17 protein-coding genes are annotated in these 19,774 nt (G+C 46.9%); 9 read left to right on the forward strand and 8 right to left on the reverse strand.

Annotated elements, in window-relative coordinates:
* The first annotated feature begins 4 nt into the window (after positions 1-4).
* The 5 genes from BC792_RS00945 to BC792_RS00965 all read left to right on the forward strand — a co-directional run bounded on the left by BC792_RS00945 (position 5) and on the right by BC792_RS00965 (position 2,995).
* Entirely contained in the window at positions 5-742 is a 738-nt protein-coding gene (locus tag BC792_RS00945; RefSeq protein ID WP_148907102.1) for a cytochrome c oxidase subunit 3, read from the forward strand.
* 33 nt (positions 743-775) lie between these two features.
* On the forward strand, positions 776-1,156 hold the full coding sequence (locus tag BC792_RS00950; RefSeq protein ID WP_148907103.1) for a cytochrome C oxidase subunit IV family protein: 381 nt from the start codon (positions 776-778) through the stop codon (positions 1,154-1,156).
* A gap of 17 nt (positions 1,157-1,173) precedes the next feature.
* Positions 1,174-1,893: an SCO family protein gene (locus BC792_RS00955; protein WP_148907104.1), complete on the forward strand. Its 720-nt coding sequence runs from the start codon at positions 1,174-1,176 to the stop codon at positions 1,891-1,893.
* Between the two features lie 8 nt (positions 1,894-1,901).
* Entirely contained in the window at positions 1,902-2,435 is a 534-nt protein-coding gene (locus BC792_RS00960) for a DUF420 domain-containing protein (RefSeq protein WP_246154739.1), read from the forward strand.
* Between the two features lie 101 nt (positions 2,436-2,536).
* Complete coding sequence (locus BC792_RS00965) at positions 2,537-2,995, forward strand: ABC transporter ATPase (protein ID WP_148907106.1); 459 nt, start codon at positions 2,537-2,539, stop codon at positions 2,993-2,995.
* 439 nt (positions 2,996-3,434) lie between these two features.
* On the opposite strand, the gene pckA is transcribed toward BC792_RS00965, so the two are convergent.
* Complete coding sequence (gene pckA, locus BC792_RS00970; protein ID WP_246154744.1) at positions 3,435-5,048, reverse strand: phosphoenolpyruvate carboxykinase (ATP); 1,614 nt, start codon at positions 5,046-5,048, stop codon at positions 3,435-3,437.
* 203 nt (positions 5,049-5,251) lie between these two features.
* Positions 5,252-6,154: a S66 peptidase family protein gene (locus tag BC792_RS00975; RefSeq protein WP_148907108.1), complete on the reverse strand. Its 903-nt coding sequence runs from the start codon at positions 6,152-6,154 to the stop codon at positions 5,252-5,254.
* Positions 6,155-6,255: 101 nt separating this feature from the next.
* Between BC792_RS00975 and metG the strand changes: the two genes are divergently transcribed.
* Positions 6,256-8,325 carry a methionine--tRNA ligase gene (gene metG, locus BC792_RS00980; RefSeq protein WP_148907109.1) on the forward strand — a complete coding sequence of 690 codons (2,070 nt, stop codon included), beginning with the start codon at positions 6,256-6,258 and terminating at the stop codon, positions 8,323-8,325.
* A gap of 230 nt (positions 8,326-8,555) precedes the next feature.
* Here the strand turns inward: metG and BC792_RS00985 are convergent, their stop codons facing one another.
* From BC792_RS00985 to BC792_RS01010, 6 genes are all read right to left on the reverse strand, one after another.
* A complete protein-coding gene (locus BC792_RS00985; RefSeq protein WP_148907110.1) occupies positions 8,556-9,530 on the reverse strand; it encodes a phosphatidylinositol-specific phospholipase C in 975 nt (324 codons plus the stop codon).
* Between the two features lie 293 nt (positions 9,531-9,823).
* Complete coding sequence (gene brnQ, locus BC792_RS00990) at positions 9,824-11,113, reverse strand: branched-chain amino acid transport system II carrier protein (RefSeq protein WP_148907111.1); 1,290 nt, start codon at positions 11,111-11,113, stop codon at positions 9,824-9,826.
* 9 nt (positions 11,114-11,122) lie between these two features.
* Positions 11,123-11,965 carry a dihydropteroate synthase gene (folP, locus tag BC792_RS00995; protein WP_148907112.1) on the reverse strand — a complete coding sequence of 281 codons (843 nt, stop codon included), beginning with the start codon at positions 11,963-11,965 and terminating at the stop codon, positions 11,123-11,125.
* Between the two features lie 196 nt (positions 11,966-12,161).
* On the reverse strand, positions 12,162-12,638 hold the full coding sequence (locus tag BC792_RS01000) for a DUF4920 domain-containing protein (protein WP_148907113.1): 477 nt from the start codon (positions 12,636-12,638) through the stop codon (positions 12,162-12,164).
* Positions 12,639-12,904: 266 nt separating this feature from the next.
* Positions 12,905-13,486 (reverse strand): L-threonylcarbamoyladenylate synthase, encoded by a 582-nt coding sequence (locus tag BC792_RS01005; RefSeq protein WP_148907114.1) that lies wholly within the window; start codon positions 13,484-13,486, stop codon positions 12,905-12,907.
* Between the two features lie 2 nt (positions 13,487-13,488).
* Positions 13,489-14,316, reverse strand: a complete 828-nt coding sequence (locus BC792_RS01010) for a 2,3,4,5-tetrahydropyridine-2,6-dicarboxylate N-succinyltransferase (RefSeq protein WP_148907115.1) — start codon at positions 14,314-14,316, stop codon at positions 13,489-13,491.
* 235 nt (positions 14,317-14,551) lie between these two features.
* On the opposite strand from BC792_RS01010, the gene BC792_RS01015 reads away from it, so the two are divergent.
* The 3 genes from BC792_RS01015 (at position 14,552) to BC792_RS01025 (ending at position 19,767) form a co-directional block, all read left to right on the forward strand.
* The gene (locus tag BC792_RS01015; RefSeq protein ID WP_148907116.1) at positions 14,552-14,959 is read left to right on the forward strand and encodes an RNA-binding S4 domain-containing protein; all 408 of its coding nucleotides are present in this window, start codon (positions 14,552-14,554) and stop codon (positions 14,957-14,959) included.
* Positions 14,960-14,967: 8 nt separating this feature from the next.
* Positions 14,968-16,596, forward strand: a complete 1,629-nt coding sequence (locus tag BC792_RS01020) for a DUF6377 domain-containing protein (protein WP_148907117.1) — start codon at positions 14,968-14,970, stop codon at positions 16,594-16,596.
* A 198-nt stretch (positions 16,597-16,794) separates the two neighbouring features.
* Complete coding sequence (locus BC792_RS01025; protein WP_148907118.1) at positions 16,795-19,767, forward strand: SusC/RagA family TonB-linked outer membrane protein; 2,973 nt, start codon at positions 16,795-16,797, stop codon at positions 19,765-19,767.
* The last annotated feature ends 7 nt before the right edge of the window (positions 19,768-19,774 follow it).

Genomic DNA, 19,774 nt, shown 5'->3' on the forward strand with positions numbered 1-19,774 from the left:
AAAAATGAGTACAACAACTGTATCGCAATTGGATAAGGTAAAAGACGGCCCTTGGAGTGGTGGTAAGTCGCCTTGGAATTTGGAGTATGGAAAAATCATGATGTGGTTTTTCCTGGTATCGGATGCATTTACATTCTCTGCGTTTTTAATATACTATGGCGCACAGAAGTTTGCACAACCGACCTGGATTGATGCGGATAAGATTTTCCAGTCTATTCCCGGGATCGCTGAGCACGGACAGCCGTTGGTGTTTGTAGGGATCATGACTTTTATTTTGATTATGTCGTCTGTAACGATGGTGTTGGCTGTAGACGCAGGACATAGGAACCAGAAACAGGAAGTTGTAAAATGGATGCTTTGGACGATTCTAGGAGGTCTTTGCTTCTTGGGCTGTCAGGCCATTGAGTGGACGCACTTGCATCACCAGGGCTTTTGGTTTGGAAGAAATCCGGCAACCGGTTTGGAAGGCGACGCTGTTGCCGAAGCGCTGGCGCCGTATTTTACAAAAGACATATCTTATACAGCGGCATTACAGTTCTCCAATCTTTTCTTTACCATTACAGGATTCCACGGATTCCACGTATCTGTCGGGGTGTTATTGAACATTATTATTTTGTGGATGACCATGAACAATACATTCGAAAGAAGGGGCACTTACCTAATGGTAGAAAAAGTTGGTCTATACTGGCACTTTGTCGACTTGGTTTGGGTATTTGTCTTCACGTTCTTCTATCTAATCTAATTCGTTCCGGAAATTTAATTTATACTAAGAAACATGTCACATCATAACGAAAATATAGCTGCAGCACATGATCACCACGATCATGGGGGGATGGATAAAAAGGGTATCTGGAAGGTGTTTTTCATCCTTCTGGCGCTTACAGCGCTGGAATTCTTGATAGCCTTAGGTTTTGTACACCACTGGGGAGTGATCGAGAAAGGGATGGTGTTAAACACGATTTATATTGTGTTGACGCTTGTTAAGGCATACTATATCGTAGCCTATTTTATGCACCTGAAGTTTGAAAAATCAGGATTCATTCTTTGCTGCGCAATCGGATTTATTTTTATTGTTTACTTTATTATACTGTTACTGATCGAGGGAGATTTCCTGTTATATCATTTGCATTCGCATCCGTTGTTTCCAAGTAAATAACCAATAGGAGGATGTTCATGAGTAACCGTACTCAACGCAGTAAATCAAAAATTATAATCCTGGCATTAATTTTATTACTGCCAGGATTTTTATATATAGCTGTTAACCGGTTCGGATCAAACGAATACGTTTCTTTGCCTGTATTCGGCGAAAAGAAGCTCAGCGGAGAGCTGAAACGCAACTGGGGCAGGGAATATCCAGATACTATTTTTCACACGCTGACGCCGATCGCTTTTAAGGATATAGACGGAAAAGGCCTCACGTTTCCTGTATCTGATACCTCTATTACCGTTACCCATCTGTTTTATACAAAGGATGAATCGTTCTCCAGACTGATGCTGGACAATGTCAACGCCTTATCGTCCCGTTTTGCCGCCAACCCACAGATCCGTTTTTTTTCAATCTCGGTCGATCCCACGGAAGACGTCGGAAGGCTACGGCAAATGTTGAAGCCCTACAGCCAGTGGGAGCAGCGACATTGGGAAATAGGAATGCATCCGTCGGTGGATATTTTCAGCTATGCCAAAGATGAGCTATTGGTTGATGCTATGATCGATCCGGCAGATTCTTCCCGCTTTCTGATAAGCAATCAGATGATACTTGTCGATTCCAAAAGACGTATCCGCGGTTTCTATGATATCAGTCAGAAGGGAGAGGTTGATCGTCTGGAAGATGAGATCAAGCTGTTGATGGTCGAAGAGATCCGAAATAGACCGCTAAAACTAGAAAAAAGATAAATATGGTGATGACTGAAGAAGAAAAGAAATATAAGAAGTGGATTGTGACGCTGTCCATCGTTATACCGGTAGCAGTGGCCATACTTTTCGGCGTAAACTTAAGGAAGTTGGGCTTCGATGTGCAGCCGCTTTCATTTCTGCCTCCTATTTACGCCTCTATCAATGGGCTAACGGCTATTCTATTGGTTGTGGCTGTTTCAGCAATAAAGCGGGGCAAGATAAAGTTGCATGAACAGTTGATAAAGCTTTGTATGTTGTGTTCGGTGAGTTTTCTCGTCATGTACGTCGCTTACCACATGACGTCGGATTCCACCCCATATGGGGGAGAAGGAGTGATCCGCTATGTGTACTTCTTCATACTGATTAGTCATATCCTGTTATCGATTATCATTATTCCTTTTGTGCTATTTACGTTTGTCCGCGGGATCGCCGGCGCTTATGAGCGGCACAAGAAGCTCGCACGGATAACGTATCCAATGTGGCTGTATGTGGCCGTAACCGGCGTCATCGTTTATCTGATGATTTCGCCGTATTATAGTTGAAATATATAAAGTACTGAAGTCGTAAGGGAAAAGTGTATAGTCGGGGCTACAAATCGACAACTTTAAAACTTCACAAATAAACAACTTCACAAAAATCGAACATGAAGAGAGTCTGGATCTACCAAAGTAGCCGTTTTTTAACGGATGAAGAAGTGGCTGTCGTGACGGATATTTTACAGGAGTTTGTTTCCCAGTGGACGGCCCACGGCAACCAACTCGCCGGATCGTTTGAGGTGAGATATCATCTTTTTATTATCCTTCAGGTGGACGAGGAGAAGGCTATGGTGACGGGCTGTTCTATCGATAAATCGGTTCATTTGTTAAAAAAGATAGAAGCGACGTTAGGCGTATCGCTGTTCGACCGGCTGAACATTGCGTACCGCGATCAGAACATGAATATTCAAATTGCCTCGCGGGACGAGTTCGAGCGACTGGTCACGGCGGGCATTGTCGATCAACGTACGGTTGTTTTTAACAATATGGTGACATCCGCTGAGGATCTGACGGACAAATGGGAGATTCCGATAAGCGAAAGCTGGCACGCTAAGGTCTTTTTTTAAACGCATGGATCCTTCCAAATAAAACCTCGCCCAAGTTAGAAGTCAGAAATTAGAATAGTAAGATGAAGTTAAAGGGGGTTAGAAGAGTTACCCTGTCCCACTTCGTTTAACTTCACCTAGCCAGCCGAAGTGCTCGGCTGCACATGTTCCGTTCCTTAAATCTCAAGCTTCGCGACGACGCATTTCGTAATTTTAATAGACCGCCATCGAGCACCGATTTGGAACCACGTTAACAGGGTGTTATCGCAAACTGGGCCGGAGGAGGAACCTGGCGCTGAAGATAGGTATGTACCACAGTAAACCGATCCGTAAGATCTATGGATATTACGGATCGGTTGTAGGCGAGTTCCCGTCGATGTATGCATCCTGTGCAGGGCTAGCACCCGGTCGCAGCGCTGCCTCGCCACCGGGTCTGTAATCTTTAAATTATCCTCTTTTCTTACAGCACGGTGTTCAGTGCCTGCGGAGATGCGCTCTTTATGGCGTCGTTGGCCTGCGCTTCGTACTGTTCGAAGTTTTTCATAAATAACTTTGCCAGCATCTCCGCCTGGCGGTCGTAATCCGTTTTGTCGCCCCATGTATCTTTCGGGTTGAGAACTTCGGCTGGTACATCGGGGCAAGATTGTGGTACGAGTACACCGAAGTTAGGATGGGGGACGAAATCTTGCTGCGCCAGCTCCCCGCGTACCACCGCCTGCACCATAGCCCGTGTATACCGCAAGCTAATCCGTCTTCCTGTACCATAGGCCCCGCCTGTCCAGCCGGTGTTTACCAGCCATACATTGACATCCGGACATTCCTCCAGTTTTTGTCCGAGGAGCTCTGCATACCGGGTAGGATGCAGCGGCAGGAATACCTTTCCGAAGCAGGCCGAGAATGTTGTCTGCGGTTCGCTGATTCCGACCTCTGTCCCCGCTACCTTCGCGGTGTATCCCGACAAAAAATGGTACATGGCCTGCGCCGTCGTAAGCTTAGCAATAGGAGGCAGCACGCCGAATGCGTCGCAGGTCAGGAAGAAGATGTTTTTGGGAGTATCTCCTACGGATATCTTTTTGGCGTTTTTGATGTGCGATATAGGATAGGCCGCCCGCGTATTCTCGGTGAGGCTTGCGTCTGCGTAGTTTACCGTGTTTGTTCCTTCGAAGAAGCGGGTATTTTCAAGCAACGTGGGATGCTTGATCGCGGCAAAAATTTCCGGTTCTTTCTCTGCGCTGAGGTCTATACATTTCGCGTAGCAGCCGCCCTCGAAGTTGAACACGGTATTATCTGACCATCCATGTTCGTCGTCGCCGATCAGCTGACGTTGTGCATCTGCCGAGAGCGTCGTTTTACCGGTTCCGCTGAGACCGAAAAAGAGGGCCACGTCGCCCGCCTTTCCCTCGTTTGCCGAACAATGCATTGGCAGCACGCCATGCTCATGGGGCAGCAGGAAGTTTAAAACCGAAAAGATTCCTTTCTTCATTTCGCCGGTGTAAGCCGTTCCTCCGATAAGAATCATCTTCCTGCTGAAGTTGATGATAGAGAAGTTCTGCTGCCTCGTACCGTCGACAGAAGGATCCGCCAAAAACTCGGGCACCTGCAGAATAACCCATTCCTGTTGATAGCCGGCCAGTTCTTCCGGCGTCGGCCTTAGAAAGAGATGATGACAGAATAAGTTGGCCCAAGGTGTTGTGTTGATAACAGTAACGTTTATCCTCAGCTTAGGATCCGCTCCTGCATAGCAGGATCGTACCCAGAGCTCCCTGTCCCGGATAAAGACGCGCATTTTTTCCAGTAGGCGATCGAAGATCTCGGTGGCGATGGGGATATTGATTTCTCCCCAGTCTACCGTGTTCTCGGTGATTCCGTCCTTTACAATAAAGCGGTCCTTTGGGGAGCGGCCGGTGAATTTCCCCGTTTCAATGCAAAGTGCGCCGGTGTCACTTCGCGAACCTTGTCCGCGTGCTATCGTCTGCTGAACCAAGGTGTCGGCATCAAGGTTTAGATGAACTTTTGTGGCTAAAGTGTCTAAACCGTCCGTGATGCATAGTGGATTTGGATGTTCCATTTCCATAACCATATCATAATTTATTTTTACGCCACTAAGTTAGGCAGAATATGCACACGAATGCTGACGAGAATACTTTTCGTTAAGAATTGAACAAAATTGATTAATTATTAAAAAAAGTATAGCGAACGTACCGTTCAAAACGTTTGTTTATATTTTGGTCTTGAAATTATTGAAAATAGTTAAATGTCTTTTTCGAATAAACGAAGCTAAATAAGGTATTTTAACGACGTTTGTTCGTTTTTAACCGTCAGTTCAACCCGTTTTCCCAGAATTAAACTATGGTTATCTTCGATATGACCTGCCGGAAAGCCGAAGCACACAGGGAAGTTGTATTCCTGAACTTTATCCATGATGATCTCTTCGAACCGTTGGCCGAAGGGGGGATCGCTGTCTTTAAGAGACGTGAAGCCTCCTACAATGAGACCTTGAAGTCTGTCGAACTTTTTAGCTCTTTTCAGGGTCCACAGCATGCGGTCAATATTGTAATGGGGTTCTCCTACGTCCTCAATAAAAAGAATCTTTCCGTCGTAATTCCCGTCGGAGGGTGAGGATAGCATACTGTGGAGGATGGCCAGATTTCCACCGATAAGTTCGCCCTGGCCTTTTCCGGGGCGGTTGGGAAAGCCGGTTTGCGCGTATCTGTAATCCATGTTCTGCCCAAAAAGAGCGCGCTTGAGCGAATCGAGGGCGCCGGCTGTACTGTCGTCAAACGATTTAGGCATTTGCCCGTGGATGCTACATATTTTAACGCGATTGTGCAGATGGCTGTGAAGCACGGTAATGTCGCTGAAGCCGACGAGCCACTTCGGCCGCTTTTTAAAGTTGGTAAAGTTCAGCCTGTCAATAATCCGCACGGTACCGTATCCGCCCCGTGCCGCAAAAATAGCTTTGATATCGGGTGCATCGAGTGCCCGCTGCAGATCGCCTGCGCGTTGTTCATCCGTACCCGCGAACTGATGAAATTGTGAACTCACCGTTTCGCCGACATCTACCATCAATCCCCAGCTATTTAAGATATCAATAGCTGTGTCGACATTACCTTTAATGTAGCTTGCAGGGCATACAATGGCCACTTTGTCGCCCTTTTTAAGAAATTGAGGTATTTTCATGTGCTGCGCTTATTTTACGCGCAAATTGAGTTATCTTTGCCAAAGTAACAAATCTTTGTTCACTTTTTTAGTCGTAGTTTTCATTTTAAAATCGTTACACGTTGAGTATTTTAACTAAAAACAGATTTACTATTACGTCCGCCTTACCATATGCTAATGGGCCTTTGCACATCGGGCATCTTGCGGGTGCCTATATACCCGGCGATATTTTTACACGCTTTCTTCGTCTAAACAACAAGGACGTCGTGTATGTCTGCGGATCGGATGAGCACGGAGCGGCCATAACAATCAAAGCCAAAAAGGAGGGCGTTACGCCCAAGGAGATCATTGATAAATACAATACGCAAATTAAAGAGAGCTTTGAAAAGTTCGGAATAGATTTCGATATTTATCACCGCACTTCAGAAAAAATACATCACGAGTTATCTCAGGAATTTTTCTTGAACCTTTACGAAAAAGGGGAGTTCATCGAAAAATTTTCTGAACAGTATTACGACGAAGAATTTCATCAATTTTTAGCCGACAGATACATCGTTGGTACCTGTCCGCATTGTCATAGTGAGGGAGCATACGGCGATCAGTGTGAAAAATGCGGAACCTCGCTGAACCCCACTGACCTTATCAATCCAAAGTCTACGCTAAGCGGAAAAACACCTGTTTTGAAAGAAACCAAGCACTGGTACCTTCCGTTAGACAAATATCAGCCTTGGCTGGAAGAGTGGTTGATAGAAGGGAAAAAAGGTGTATTGAAGTCCAACGTTTTTGGACAGTGTCAATCCTGGTTAAAATCCGGACTCCAGCCGCGCTCAATGACAAGGGACCTCGATTGGGGCGTAGATGTCCCGCTGGATGAAGCTAAAGGCAAGAAACTATACGTATGGTTGGATGCTCCAATTGGCTATATTTCGGCAACAAAGCAGTGGGCGATTGATCACGGTAGGAATTGGGAAACTTATTGGAAAAAACAGGAGAATGAGGCCGAAAACTCAACACTGATTCATTTTATAGGAAAAGATAATATTGTTTTTCACTGTATTATTTTCCCCGCTATCCTGCACGCGCACGGAGCATACATTCTTCCGGAGAACGTGCCGGCGAACGAGTTTTTAAATCTGGAAGGGGATAAGCTCTCAACGTCGAGAAACCATGCTGTGTGGCTACACGAATATCTGGAAGAATTTCCGGGAAAGCAGGATGAACTACGTTATGTGCTCACCTCTATCCTGCCAGAGACGTCGGATAGTGAATTTACGTGGAAGGACTTCCAATCGCGTGTCAATAATGAATTGGTGGCCATCCTCGGCAACTTCGTGAACCGCGTGATGGTCTTATCTCACAAGTACTTTGATGGCAATCTGGCCTTAGGAAGCACGATGACAACACGCGACGAAGACACGCTGAAAGATCTGGCCGGCTATCCGCAGGACATTACAGACTCCATCTCGCAATATCGATTCCGCGAGGCATTGGCCCACTTTATGAACGCCGCTCGTCTGGGAAATAAATATTTGGCCGACGAAGAACCGTGGAAAATTTATAAGGAGGATCCGGAACGAGTTAAGACAATACTATATGTCGCGTCGCAGATCGTTGCCAATCTGGCTGTACTGGCGCAGCCTTTTTTACCTAAAACCGCCGCCAGACTCTTTTCGATGCTGAACATCGAACGTGTAGGCTGGGACAAGGCAGGAGAAGCAAATATCCTTCCTGAGGGACATGTGCTGGGAGAGACCCAGCTGTTGTTCGAAAAGATTACAGATGAGCAGGTTGACTTCCAGTTACAAAAATTGGCGACAGCTAAAGCAAAAAACGCACAGGATGCCGCAAAAGCAGAGCCCGCCAAGCCGAACATAAGCTATGACGATTTTCTGAAGATGGATATCCGTGTCGGTACCATCCTCGAAGCAGAGAAAGTAGCTAAGACGAAGAAGTTACTAAAGCTTAAGATCGATACAGGCATTGATCAGCGGACGGTAGTGTCGGGGATAGCCGAGTTTTTTGCGCCGGAGGAGATCGTCGGTAAACAGGTATCCATCCTTGTTAATCTCGAGCCGCGGGAGATTAAAGGTATTACATCCCAAGGTATGATTTTGATGGCCGAAGATGCTGACGGACGCCTGGACTTTGTTAACCCAACCACGGCAATCAAGCCGGGCAGTACGGTGAGGTAGCCAATACAATGGATATAGAAACGGCTGTTATCTAGCAGCCGTTTTTGTTTGTTAAAAGCAATCGCAATTGTCCGTCCGTAGAGTTCCATAGGGAGATTCGACTCTGCAGGAGTCGCCCTAATGGATTTGATTTAGATGACCCCGCGGGGTCATCTAAATCGTCGCTGCATTCAAATCCGGCAGCCTTCGCGGTTCATAAGCCGCTCTGCCAATCATTATCTTATTATCGTCTAAAAATTCGTTTCATATATAGCGGTCGACAGCTCTTGGTCGATAAAGTCTGCTACTATGATTCCGAACTTGGCTGTAGCCTGCCCAGCGAAGTAGTTCTTTAATCGAGGGTTAACATAGTTGGATACCGACGTGATATTAGGAATTCCCAGAATGCTTCGGTAGCCGCTGCTAAAATTTACCCAAAGCACTTTTTCTGCTGGATAACCCGCCGATTTTGTTGCCTCAAGAAACTGGGAGACCCGAGACCATTTGTTTTCAGGGGTGTTTTGATACTCATCTTGTATTTCCAGTCGATAACCCGGCCGGTTGATGGTGAACGTCGCTTTATCGGCCCAGTCCGGTGTGGCAGCTATTCCCAATGCACCGTTGTAGCCGAAGCGTCGCAACAGTACGATCTTTCCGCGGCAGCTGCCGAGTGAAGGGATGTCATCTTCCAGATACCACAAGCTGCGATCTTGCTCCGCATAGGCCAGAAAACGTTCTTCGAAAGTGGTTGTGTTATTTTCGGCGGTATGCTCGGGTTTGACGCTCATGATAATCGTCTCGGATGGATTGGCCGTCAGAAAGGCTTTACAGGCATTGATCACGTCGTCAAAATTCAGATGTTGATAAATAGCTCCATGATGGATCGCGAAGGCGTCATTGAAGTGACGGCACCGTATATCGAGGAAGCGTACACCGGCATTAAGCTGATCGCCGATACTTAATTCCTGTGTTTTAGCCGTTCCGGGAAACGGCTCATGCCGCGCTCCGCTATCATGCGTTCCGGGGATACTGATGTGGTGGATGGGCAACTGATTCGGTAATGCGCTCATCCAGTTCGAAGAGTTGTAAGCTGACAAGGCTGCTTGATGCGTGTTGCTCGTCAGCTTTTCGGTTACAGCCTGTTCGACCGGACTCTCCATCTTCTGGCAAGACCAAGTTCCCAAAAGGAAGAGTAAACAAATAAATAGGTACGGGTGGTGTTTCATTGTATTGTGATTTAATGAATAGGTAGCGTTCCATAGACACCACCGAAATTATCTAAAAAATATGATCAGACTCCCCGCTTCGTATTACTAAATTGTTATATCTTCGATTTCTATATGAGGCGCGACCGTGGCGCTGCTTGTCCCCAATATCGAGGCGACAGCACGGAAGAGGTACACGGCGTCACATATCGGGGCGTTCGCGACACCGATGTAATAATCCTGTATCAGGCGGTAAAACGGTAACGCAAGCGGCTTCTGCGGTTTAAAATAGGGCAGGCCGACGTGTGATCAGCTTATTTGGCTGTCCGCAACCGTTCCAGACACGCAAAAAGCATAAAGGCGAAAAACGACGGGGCCACCCACCCGAGGTCGTATTGAAAGAATGGAATATTATTGAGGGTGTCGAGCTGCGGCAATGTCAGCAAGCCGAGTATTTTCAGGACATTGAAAAAAGCGACGGCCGTCGACGCAACCAGAGCAGCAATATAGGGGCGTTTCGATTTCACCCAGCGCCCAAAAAACACGACGTATAATACCAGTGTAATGACAATGGGATAGACAAATGCTAAAGGTGGATAGGCGAACTGGATGATATTGTCCACACCGGTAATTGAAAGGACTCCCGATACCAAACAAGAAAGCGTTACCAGCAGTTTATAGCTTATTTTCCCGTTGGAAAGGTTATTGAAGAATGTCCCTACGGCACAGGTCAACGCTATTGCCGTGGTGAGGCAGGCAAGCGCGATGCCGATCGCTATTGCGAAAGTGCCGTACCGTCCTAACGTCGTGTGAGAAATATAGATAAGAAGTTCGGAGCGTTTTATAGTGGTTTCCTCGATGCCCGAGGTTGCCCCAAGGTAAATAAGACCGCCGTAGATAAGCAACAGGCATATTGCCGCCAGGGCACCGGCGGCGATGACAATTTTGTTTTTTTCTATTGTGCTACCGTAACCTTTTGCCTTAATCGCGGTGATGATAATGCCTGCAAATATAACCGACGCCAGCACGTCTAAGGTCTGATAGCCTTCCGTAAGGCCGACGGTGAAGGCATCCATTGCCGATAGACTGTTTGTCGCTGGCGCTGCGACGGGGTTTATTATCCCGATGGCGATCAATAATATGAGGACGACCAGCAGTAAGGGCGTGAGCACGCGCCCGACGAGGTCTACTACTTTGGAAGGTACAATGGAAAACAGCCAGGTAATAACGAAAAAAGCGATTGAGGTCCACACCGGACTGCTATTGGGAAAAGAAGGCAGAATTCCCACTTCATAGGTTGTCGCAGCCGTCCTCGGCAGGGCGATAAGGGGCCCAATGCAGATCATGATAACTGTCCCGAGAATAGTAGCAAGGCGTTTATTAACGCGGTGTCCAAGGTCGTCGAAGGTATCTCCAGACTGGGCAACGGAGAGAATCCCGAAAAATGGAAGCAAAATGCCTGTTAGCCCAAAGGCCAATATCGTTATCCAGATATGGCCGCCGATCTGCAGACCGATAAATGGGGGCAAGAGTAGATTCCCTGCTCCAAAAAACATCGCAAATAGCGCGAAGCCAACTGTTCCAATATCTATCGCTTTTTTCATGTTCTGGGTTTAGAATAATAAATCTACCACTTGCCGGGCCTCTTTGACGTCGTGCACGCGCAACAGCTGTACGCCTTTAGACAACAGGAGCGTATTGAGTGCAATTGTTCCCGTCAGCGCTTCCTGCGCCGTGATATTTAACTTTTTATATATCATCGATTTTCGGGAGACGCCCCCTAGAATGGGTAGACCAAAATAGTGTAGCTCGTCTATGCGGTGGAGCAGTTCATAGTTCTGTTCCAGCGTTTTCGCAAATCCGAAACCCGGATCCAGAATGATATCCTTGACACCGAGTTCCCGTAACGATGCTACTTTGTCTCCCAGGGAAGTGGCGATATCCACCACGACGTCGTCGTAAGAGGTAAGCGTCTGCATACTTTCGGGGGTGCCCCGCATGTGCATCAAAATGTAGGGCACTTGCAGGCGTGCGACGGTTGGGAAGATTTCCTCATCCAGGGCGCCGCCGGATATGTCATTGATAATATGGACGCCTGCCTTTACAGCTTCTTCGGCGACTTGGGCACGGAACGTATCTATAGATAACAGTACGTCCGGGAATTGCCGGACGAGCGCCTCTATCAGAGGCAGTGCGCGATCTATTTCTTCTTGGACGGAAATCGGTGAAGCACCAGGGCGGGAAGAATATGCCCCTATGTCGATGATGTCGGCACCATCTGCAACAAGTTGTTCCGCCTTGGTCAGCGCTGTATCTGACGTGTTATGTTGGCCTCCATCATAAAAGGAGTCCGGCGTAAGATTTAGAATCCCCATGACGAGGGGACGTTCAAAAGTCACCAGCCGGCCCCGCGCGTTAATGGACTGGGCCGGTGCGGTACGTAAAAGATGTCTCATCTGAAGCTAACATACACCAGGAGGGTGTCTAAAAAGGCAAATATCACGGCATCGGGATAATAATGTAATCTGGCGGTGCGACAAACGCAGGATGGCTGGCTTCGCCTTAGGTGCCGGCCGGCTCCTCTCAACGACGTGTTTTTCAGGTATTTGATGACCTTTTAGACACCTTTTTTCTGTACTCCGGTTTGTTTAATTAATTTATGACAAGAACGCCATCGGCGACGATGCTGATATCGGTCCTCGGCTTTGTAATTCTAGCTATTTCTTCTTTGGAAGCTCCTTTGTCCTCTGCATAGTGCTTTAACCAGTCGACCGACGTTTCTTTAATTTTGGCACGTCCCTCTACAACGACCTGCTTACCGACGAGGTCCTGCGGCACGAAATAAGCATAGTCCGTAAAACGGACCATCACGGATTCCCCGTTGGCGCGTTTGAGCGTGAGAAAGCAGCCTTTTTTCTTGCATACTTCGACAACTTCTCCTTCTACCTTTCCGGAGTAACCGGCTTCAGATTTTAGCTTTGCTTCCAGCTGGGCGACGGACAGCGCGCTGTTGCCGTCGATCTTTTTACCGTAATATACGCCTTTCTTTGCGGGTTCAATTTTCTGCTGCGCAAAACCGAAATGTAGAGCGGATAGTGCGACAGCCAGTAGGCAAAATAGATGTTTCATATGTGAATAGTTATTTTTGTTTAATCATTTTCTGCGTAATTCCAAGTTTTACCCATTCGTACCTATCTTCAATGGTATTCCTGAACCCGTTACGCCCATTTCCTGTGCCTCCGGCAGTTAATGGCATCCATGAGCTTACTACGTTGGGATATTCATCTGTGTTTACATCTTACTGTATGCATGAATCCCCGTATTTGTTTTTATGGCACTCACGCTACTTCGCGGTCATTCCTAACGGATCCCACTTCGCGTCTTTTACGGCTTGGTTACTTACGCAAAAACGCAAACTTGCCGCTCGGGTCGATTTTCATAACAGTGGACGACTTTCCGTCCCCTTTTTCGTGCTGCCCGTACCCGACAATGTAGTCTACCCCCCCTTTTACCACGGGCGAGATGTCGTCGAAACAGGTGGGCGATGGTTCACCGCTTATATTTGCTGAAGTCGATATAAGCGGCTTTCTGAAACGCTGGAGCAACTGCTCACAAAACGGGTGCCGCACGATACGTATACCTATACTGCCGTCTACTGCAACGGCATTCTTAGCAAGGTTTTTTGCATTCGAATAGACGATAGTGAGCGGTTTGTCGGCATATTCAATGAGCTCGTATGCTACTTCTGGAACATCATTTACGTAGCTGGCTAACTGATTGTCGTTGTGCAACAGTACAATCAGGCTTTTGGTCTTCTCGCGTCCTTTTAAGGCGAACACTTTTTCCACGGCCGCTTCGTTGGTGGCATCACATCCAATCCCCCATATGGTATCTGTCGGGTAAAGAATAAGCCCTCCGTTTTTCAACGTTTCAAGGGCTTTATTCAGATCGTCTTTATTTACTAGATGAGGGCTCATGGTTACACAGCAACGTTATGGTCGCGCAGCGCATCGTTCAGCGACGTTTTTTTATCCGTCGATTCCTTGCGCTTTCCAATAATTAGTGCACAAGGCACCTGATATTCTCCTGCGGGGAATTTTTTGGTATATGATCCCGGGATGACAACAGAACGGGCGGGAACATATCCTTTATACTCGATCGGCTCAGAACCCGACACGTCGATGATCTTTGTCGATGCCGTAAGCACCACGTTGGCGCCTAAGACAGCTTCCGTTTCGACGCGTACACCTTCTACGACAATGGCACGTGAGCCGACGAAGACGTTGTCTTCAATGATAACGGGAGCCGCTTGTACAGGCTCCAACACACCGCCAATTCCGACACCCCCACTTAGGTGGACATGTTTACCTATTTGTGCGCAGGAACCGACAGTGGCCCACGTGTCGACCATAGTGCCCTCGTCCACGTAGGCGCCGATGTTAACATAGGACGGCATCATAATGACGCCTTTGGACAGGTAAGCACCATAACGGGCGCTTGCTCCGGGCACGACGCGTACACCTAGCTCCTTGTAGTTTGTCTTTAATTTCATCTTATCGTGGTATACGAAAGGACCGTTGTCGATCTCTTTCATCTCACGGATTGGGAAATAGAGGATTACTGCTTTCTTTATCCAGTCGTTAACGTGCCAGCGGCTACCGATGCGTTCTGCAACCCTGATCTCTCCATCATCCAATTTTTGGATGACAACAGTTATGGCTTCAAAATATTCTTTATATTCCAACAATTTCCTGTCTTCCCAAGCGTCTTCAACTAATTTTTGCAGTTTTTGTAATTCTAATTCCATGTGATAAAAATAAAATTTAAAAAGTTAAAAAAGAGTTTCAACAGGATATACGCGTGCTACTCTTTTGTTGCAAACTTACATAAATTCATTTTAATTGTTGGATATATAAAGGAATTTGTATAGCACTCCCTTGCCTCTGTCGGCCGACCTTTATAGCCGGAATGGCGTAATTTTTTTAAGGGAAGACCCAGTATGCCCAGCTAAATTTAGTTTAATTTCAAGTATTTTTGTGTTTATGGAATCAGGAACAGAAAAGCTGAGAATAGATAAATACCTTTGGGCCATCCGGATCTTCAAGACGCGGAGCTTGGCTACGGAGGCTTGTAAAGCGGGACGCGTCAAGCTTAACGGACAGAACGTGAAGCCTTCGTATGTTGTGAAGGTAGGCGAGGTATACGCCATACAAAAAGGAGTAGAGCGAAAGGTGATTAAGGTGACTGGCCTGCTGGAACGCCGTGTGGATGCTAAAACAGCTGTGCAGTTTTACGAAGACCAGACGCCTGTCGAAGATACATATGCTTTTAAGTCGGTGTTCCAGGCTCCTGTGCTAAAACGGGATCGCGGAACCGGCCGTCCGACAAAAAAGGACCGGCGGGAAATCGACGAACTCAAAACGGACTGGTGGGAAGAAGAGGAAGGTTAAAAGCATAGATGAAGCTGTTCTTTCTATATGTCCTGACCATTAGTATATCGGTTGTGGTGAGTTGCTGTGATGCGTATGCGCAGGCAGACTCCGCTTTGTGGGAACTGTCGAATGTTCTGTCGGCGAAAGCGAGCTTCGAACAGGATAAGAACGCCCGGATCGAACAATTAAAGAGAGCGTTCCGTCAAGAGCCGACAGCGCTGCGAAAGCGGCAAACTGCGTTGCGGTTAGCTGATGAATATAAGAAATATCAAATTGACTCGGCGATTAAGTATATCTCGGTAGTGAAGAGTCTCGGCGAACAGGAAAAAAATGCCTTCGCGACAAACCAAGCGTCTATTTACCTAGCTGGTTTATACTCATCTGCCGGTAAGTTTATCGAATGTGAGCAATTGTTGAGGAGCGTCAGGAGAAACGAACTCGCAGAAGAGCTCTTGCCCGCGTATTTTGAATCGTATACAGCGTTTAACAGTCACTATGGACAAAGTAGCGATAACGAGTTGTATTTCCGTAGGAGCGAAGTGTACAGAGACTCGCTTCTATCCGTTCTTGATACAGGCTCTTTGGATTTTCAGGTGGCTATCGCAACCCGGTACCTGTTTAGGAACGACGCCGAGCAAGCTGAACATATTCTACAGACACTTTTGAAGTCGACAACTGACGAGCAGCCCGAACGGGGACTTATTGCTTACCTAATTGGCGTTATCTATAAAAACAGAGGAGACGTTGATAGACAATTGTACTATTTCGCTCTGTCTGCCATTTCAGATACGAAGAATGTTGTAAAGGACAATGCTTCCCTGCAAAGCTTAGCCCAATGTTTCTATAAAATGGGGGATATCGACCGAGCATTCTTGTTTATCCAAGAGGCGATCAACGACTCAGAGTTTTGTAATGTCCGCTACCGTTCGTTGGAAAATTCTTCATTTTATTCGATCATCAATGCGGCCTTTCAAGACAAAGAGCAGGCAAAAAAACGTATGTTATGGCACAACCTCGCTGTCATTAGCTTTTTGACCTTCTTATTGATTGTCGCGCTCTTCATATTGTATATTCAATTGAAAAAGCTTCGAGCAGCCCGGGCTAGTCTCCACGATGCGAATCAGGAACTAAAAGAACTAAACGCCCAGCTTCTCGACGTAAATAGGGACCTCTCGGAATCCAATCATATTAAGGAAGCGTACATCGCTCAGTTTTTCGACCTCTGCTCAAACTATATTGATAAAATCGACGAGCAACGAAAAGTGCTACTCAAAAAGTTTACTGCCAAACAATATGATGAGATAAGCAGGCTTTTGAAATCGCAAGACTTGCTGAAAAACGAGCTGGAAGAGCTATACCATAATTTTGATATTATTTTTCTGAATCTGTACCCCTCCTTTATTGACGACTTCAACAATCTATTGCGGCCCGACGAACGAATCATACTAAAAACGGGCGAACTGCTAAATACGGAACTCCGCATATTTGCGTTGATCCGGCTCGGAATTACAGACTCCGCTAAGATCGCATCTTTCCTTCGCTACTCCTTACGTACCGTGTATAACTATCGGGTAAAGGTGCGGGCAAAGGTCGCCGGCTCGAAGGATGAGTTCGAAGAGAGAATCCGAAATATAGGTGATTTTCGTTCCATGTAGACGTGTCGTTGGTTTACTTTTTGGATTGTCTGTTTTTCTCTAACTTACTGTGTGATAGGTTTTTGTTTGTTTTTCTTGGTTACTTTTCATTCGCGGTGCCCGTCCGGTAGGCTTATTCCGTTAGAGGAGTTATATACCTTTGCTACGTTCTTCGGAACCACAATTATATTCCAAACAACACATAAAATTATAAGACCTATGGCATTTCTTATCAGAATGACGCGTCCTATTTTCTTCTTTGTTTTGTTATGCACCCAGGTCACGCTTTTCGGGCAGACGGGTATAACAATACGGGGAAGAGTGCAGGACGGACAGACGGACGCGCCGATCTCCGGTGCAACTCTTACCGTTACGGGTACGTCCTTGGCGACTTCCACCAACGAGTCCGGAAGTTTCAGTCTTCAGAACGTCCCTCGCGGCGCCACCTTAACGATCTCGTATATCGGTTACGAGACGAGTACGCTTGTGATTCAAGATGACTACATCGAGGTTCTTCTACAACCGAACACATCGTCGCTGGAAGATGTTGTGGTTATCGGTTACGGGTCGGTGAAACGCAGAGATGTTACCACGGCGATATCAAGCGTGTCATTAGACGACCTGAACGAACGTCCCATCGTCTCTGCGGGACAAGCTATTCAGGGACGGGCAGCGGGCGTATCCGTTATCCAGCCTAATGGGGCTCCGGGAGGAGAAACCTCTATACGTATTCGTGGTACGACCTCCTTTAACGCCAACAACGATCCGTTGTATGTTGTTGATGGTGTGCCGGTAGATAACCTCAACTTCCTTTCTCCAAACGACATCGCGGATATGCAGATCCTTAAAGACGCGTCCTCTGCGGCAATCTATGGATCACGGGCAGCAAACGGGGTGGTGTTGATCACCACGAAGCAGGGAAAAGCGGGCGACGCGAAAATAGCGTTTAATATGCAGGCCACCCAGAATAAGGTAATCAGTAAGTTAGAATCGCTTAATGCAGCTCAGTATAAAGAACTTCAGGACGAAATCGGTGTTGTTCATCTGCCGGAAGGGCTACCCGATCGCACGAACTGGTTTGATGAAACATTCACGGACGGACTCATGCAAAATTATCAGTTGTCTATTGCCGATGGAACGGATAGACTGCGTTACTTCCTTTCTGGCGGTTACCTGAATGAGTCGGGTATCATTGAATCTTCTTTTTATCGGCGCTACAACTTCAGGGGAAATATTGAGAACAACGTTCGGGATTGGTTGAAGATTAATGCGAATATTGCATACTCCGACGACAACCGCAACGGCATCAATACCGGAAACGGAGCCAACCGCGGAGGCGTCGTTCTTGCGGTCATCAATACACCTACTTATGCCGAAGTGTGGGACCCGTATAATCCGTCGCATTACAACACGAATTTTTATGGTGTGAATATCACCAGCCCGTTGGAGAATATCGCCCGGACGAAGAATAATAAGGGGCGTGAGAATCGTATTATTGCTTCCGGAAGCGCTACCGTGACATTTAGCCCGGCGTTAAACTTTAGAACTATGCTATCTTTAGACCGCCGGAATGGACTCACGACTACGTTTTTAGATCCTATCTCCACGAGCTGGGGAAGAACACAATACGGACAGGCGTCCGACAGTCGGAATATGAACACTGTACTTACGTTCGACAATGTACTTAACTACAACAAGCAGTACGGGAAACACGGAGTCGACGTAATGGCCGGAACATCCTGGACGGCTTCTGACTACCGAAACAGTTGGATTAATGGTTCGCACTTCAGAAATGATCTGATCGAGACGCTAAATGTTGCGAACAGGATTTCCTGGACTGAGACAGGATCGGGGGCCTCGCAGTGGGCCATCATGTCGCTTTTCGGCCGTATATCCTACAACTTCGACGGAAAATATTTATTAACAGCTAACTTAAGGGGCGACGGGTCGTCAAAGTTGCATCCCGACTATAGGTGGGGAACCTTCCCATCAGTTTCTGCCGGCTGGCGTTTATCTGCGGAGAACTTCTTGGCTGACGTCGCGTGGCTGAACGATCTGAAAATCCGAGGCGGCTGGGGACAGACCGGTAATCAATCAGGACTGAATGATTATGCCTATCTCCAGATGTACCGGATAAACCGCGTGGCGTGGTTTGTCACGGGTCAGGAAAACGCCTTGCCGACAATTAATCAGGCGAATCTACGCACGCGTGACCTGCGGTGGGAAACAACGACACAGGCAAATGTGGGGGTAGACTTTACGGGCTTCTCGAATAGGCTAACCATAAATCTGGACTACTACCATAAACGAACAAAAGACATGTTGATGTTTGCGCAGGTACCAACCGGTGCCGCTGAGGTAGGTTCAATTATGCGTAACGAGGGGATAATGACCAATCGTGGATTGGAGCTGAATGTAAGCAGTAAAAACCTGGTTAACGATGTCCGTTGGTCTACAGATTTTAATATTTCGTTCAATCGAAACAAGCTGGTAGATCTGGAACTGCAGAAAATCTACAGTGCCGCCCGTACATCCGATTTCATTAGTGAGGATGTGGTGAGAAATGAACCCGGACGGCCCCTAGGAGGCTTTTTCGGGTATATAAGCGATGGTGTCGATCCGGAAACAGGTGAGCTGATGTACAGAGACATAAACGGAGACGGACGTATATCATCTTCGGACCGCACGTATATTGGTGACCCGAACCCAGACTTCATCTTTGGTTTAACCAATAATATTAGCTACAAGGGGTTTCACCTGAGCGTATTCCTTCAAGGCTCGTATGGGAACGACGTCTTTAATGCGTCACGTATAGAAACAGAAGGAATGTATGATGGAAAGAATCAGTCGGTGCGCGTATTGGAGAGGTGGCGAGTACCAGGACAACAGACGGTGGTACCGAAAGCTGGCTTTGACCTGAAAAATTCCAGTTATTTCGTGGAAGACGGAAGTTATTTACGAGTAAAAAATATCTCGTTGTCATACGATGTTAATAGTGCACGTTTAGGAAACCTTGGCATACGGAAGCTACAGCCGTTTATTTCTGTGAGTAATGTGCTGACTGTGACAAAATACACGGGATTTGATCCCGAAGTGAATCAATGGGGCAACAACGGAGCTGTGCAAGGCATTGACTGGGGTACGTATCCGCAAAACAGAGCGTTTGTTGCAGGATTGAACCTAGAGTTTTAAAAACTAA

It is taken from the genome of Sphingobacterium allocomposti (genome assembly GCF_008124885.1).
Lineage (GTDB): Bacteria > Bacteroidota > Bacteroidia > Sphingobacteriales > Sphingobacteriaceae > Sphingobacterium > Sphingobacterium allocomposti.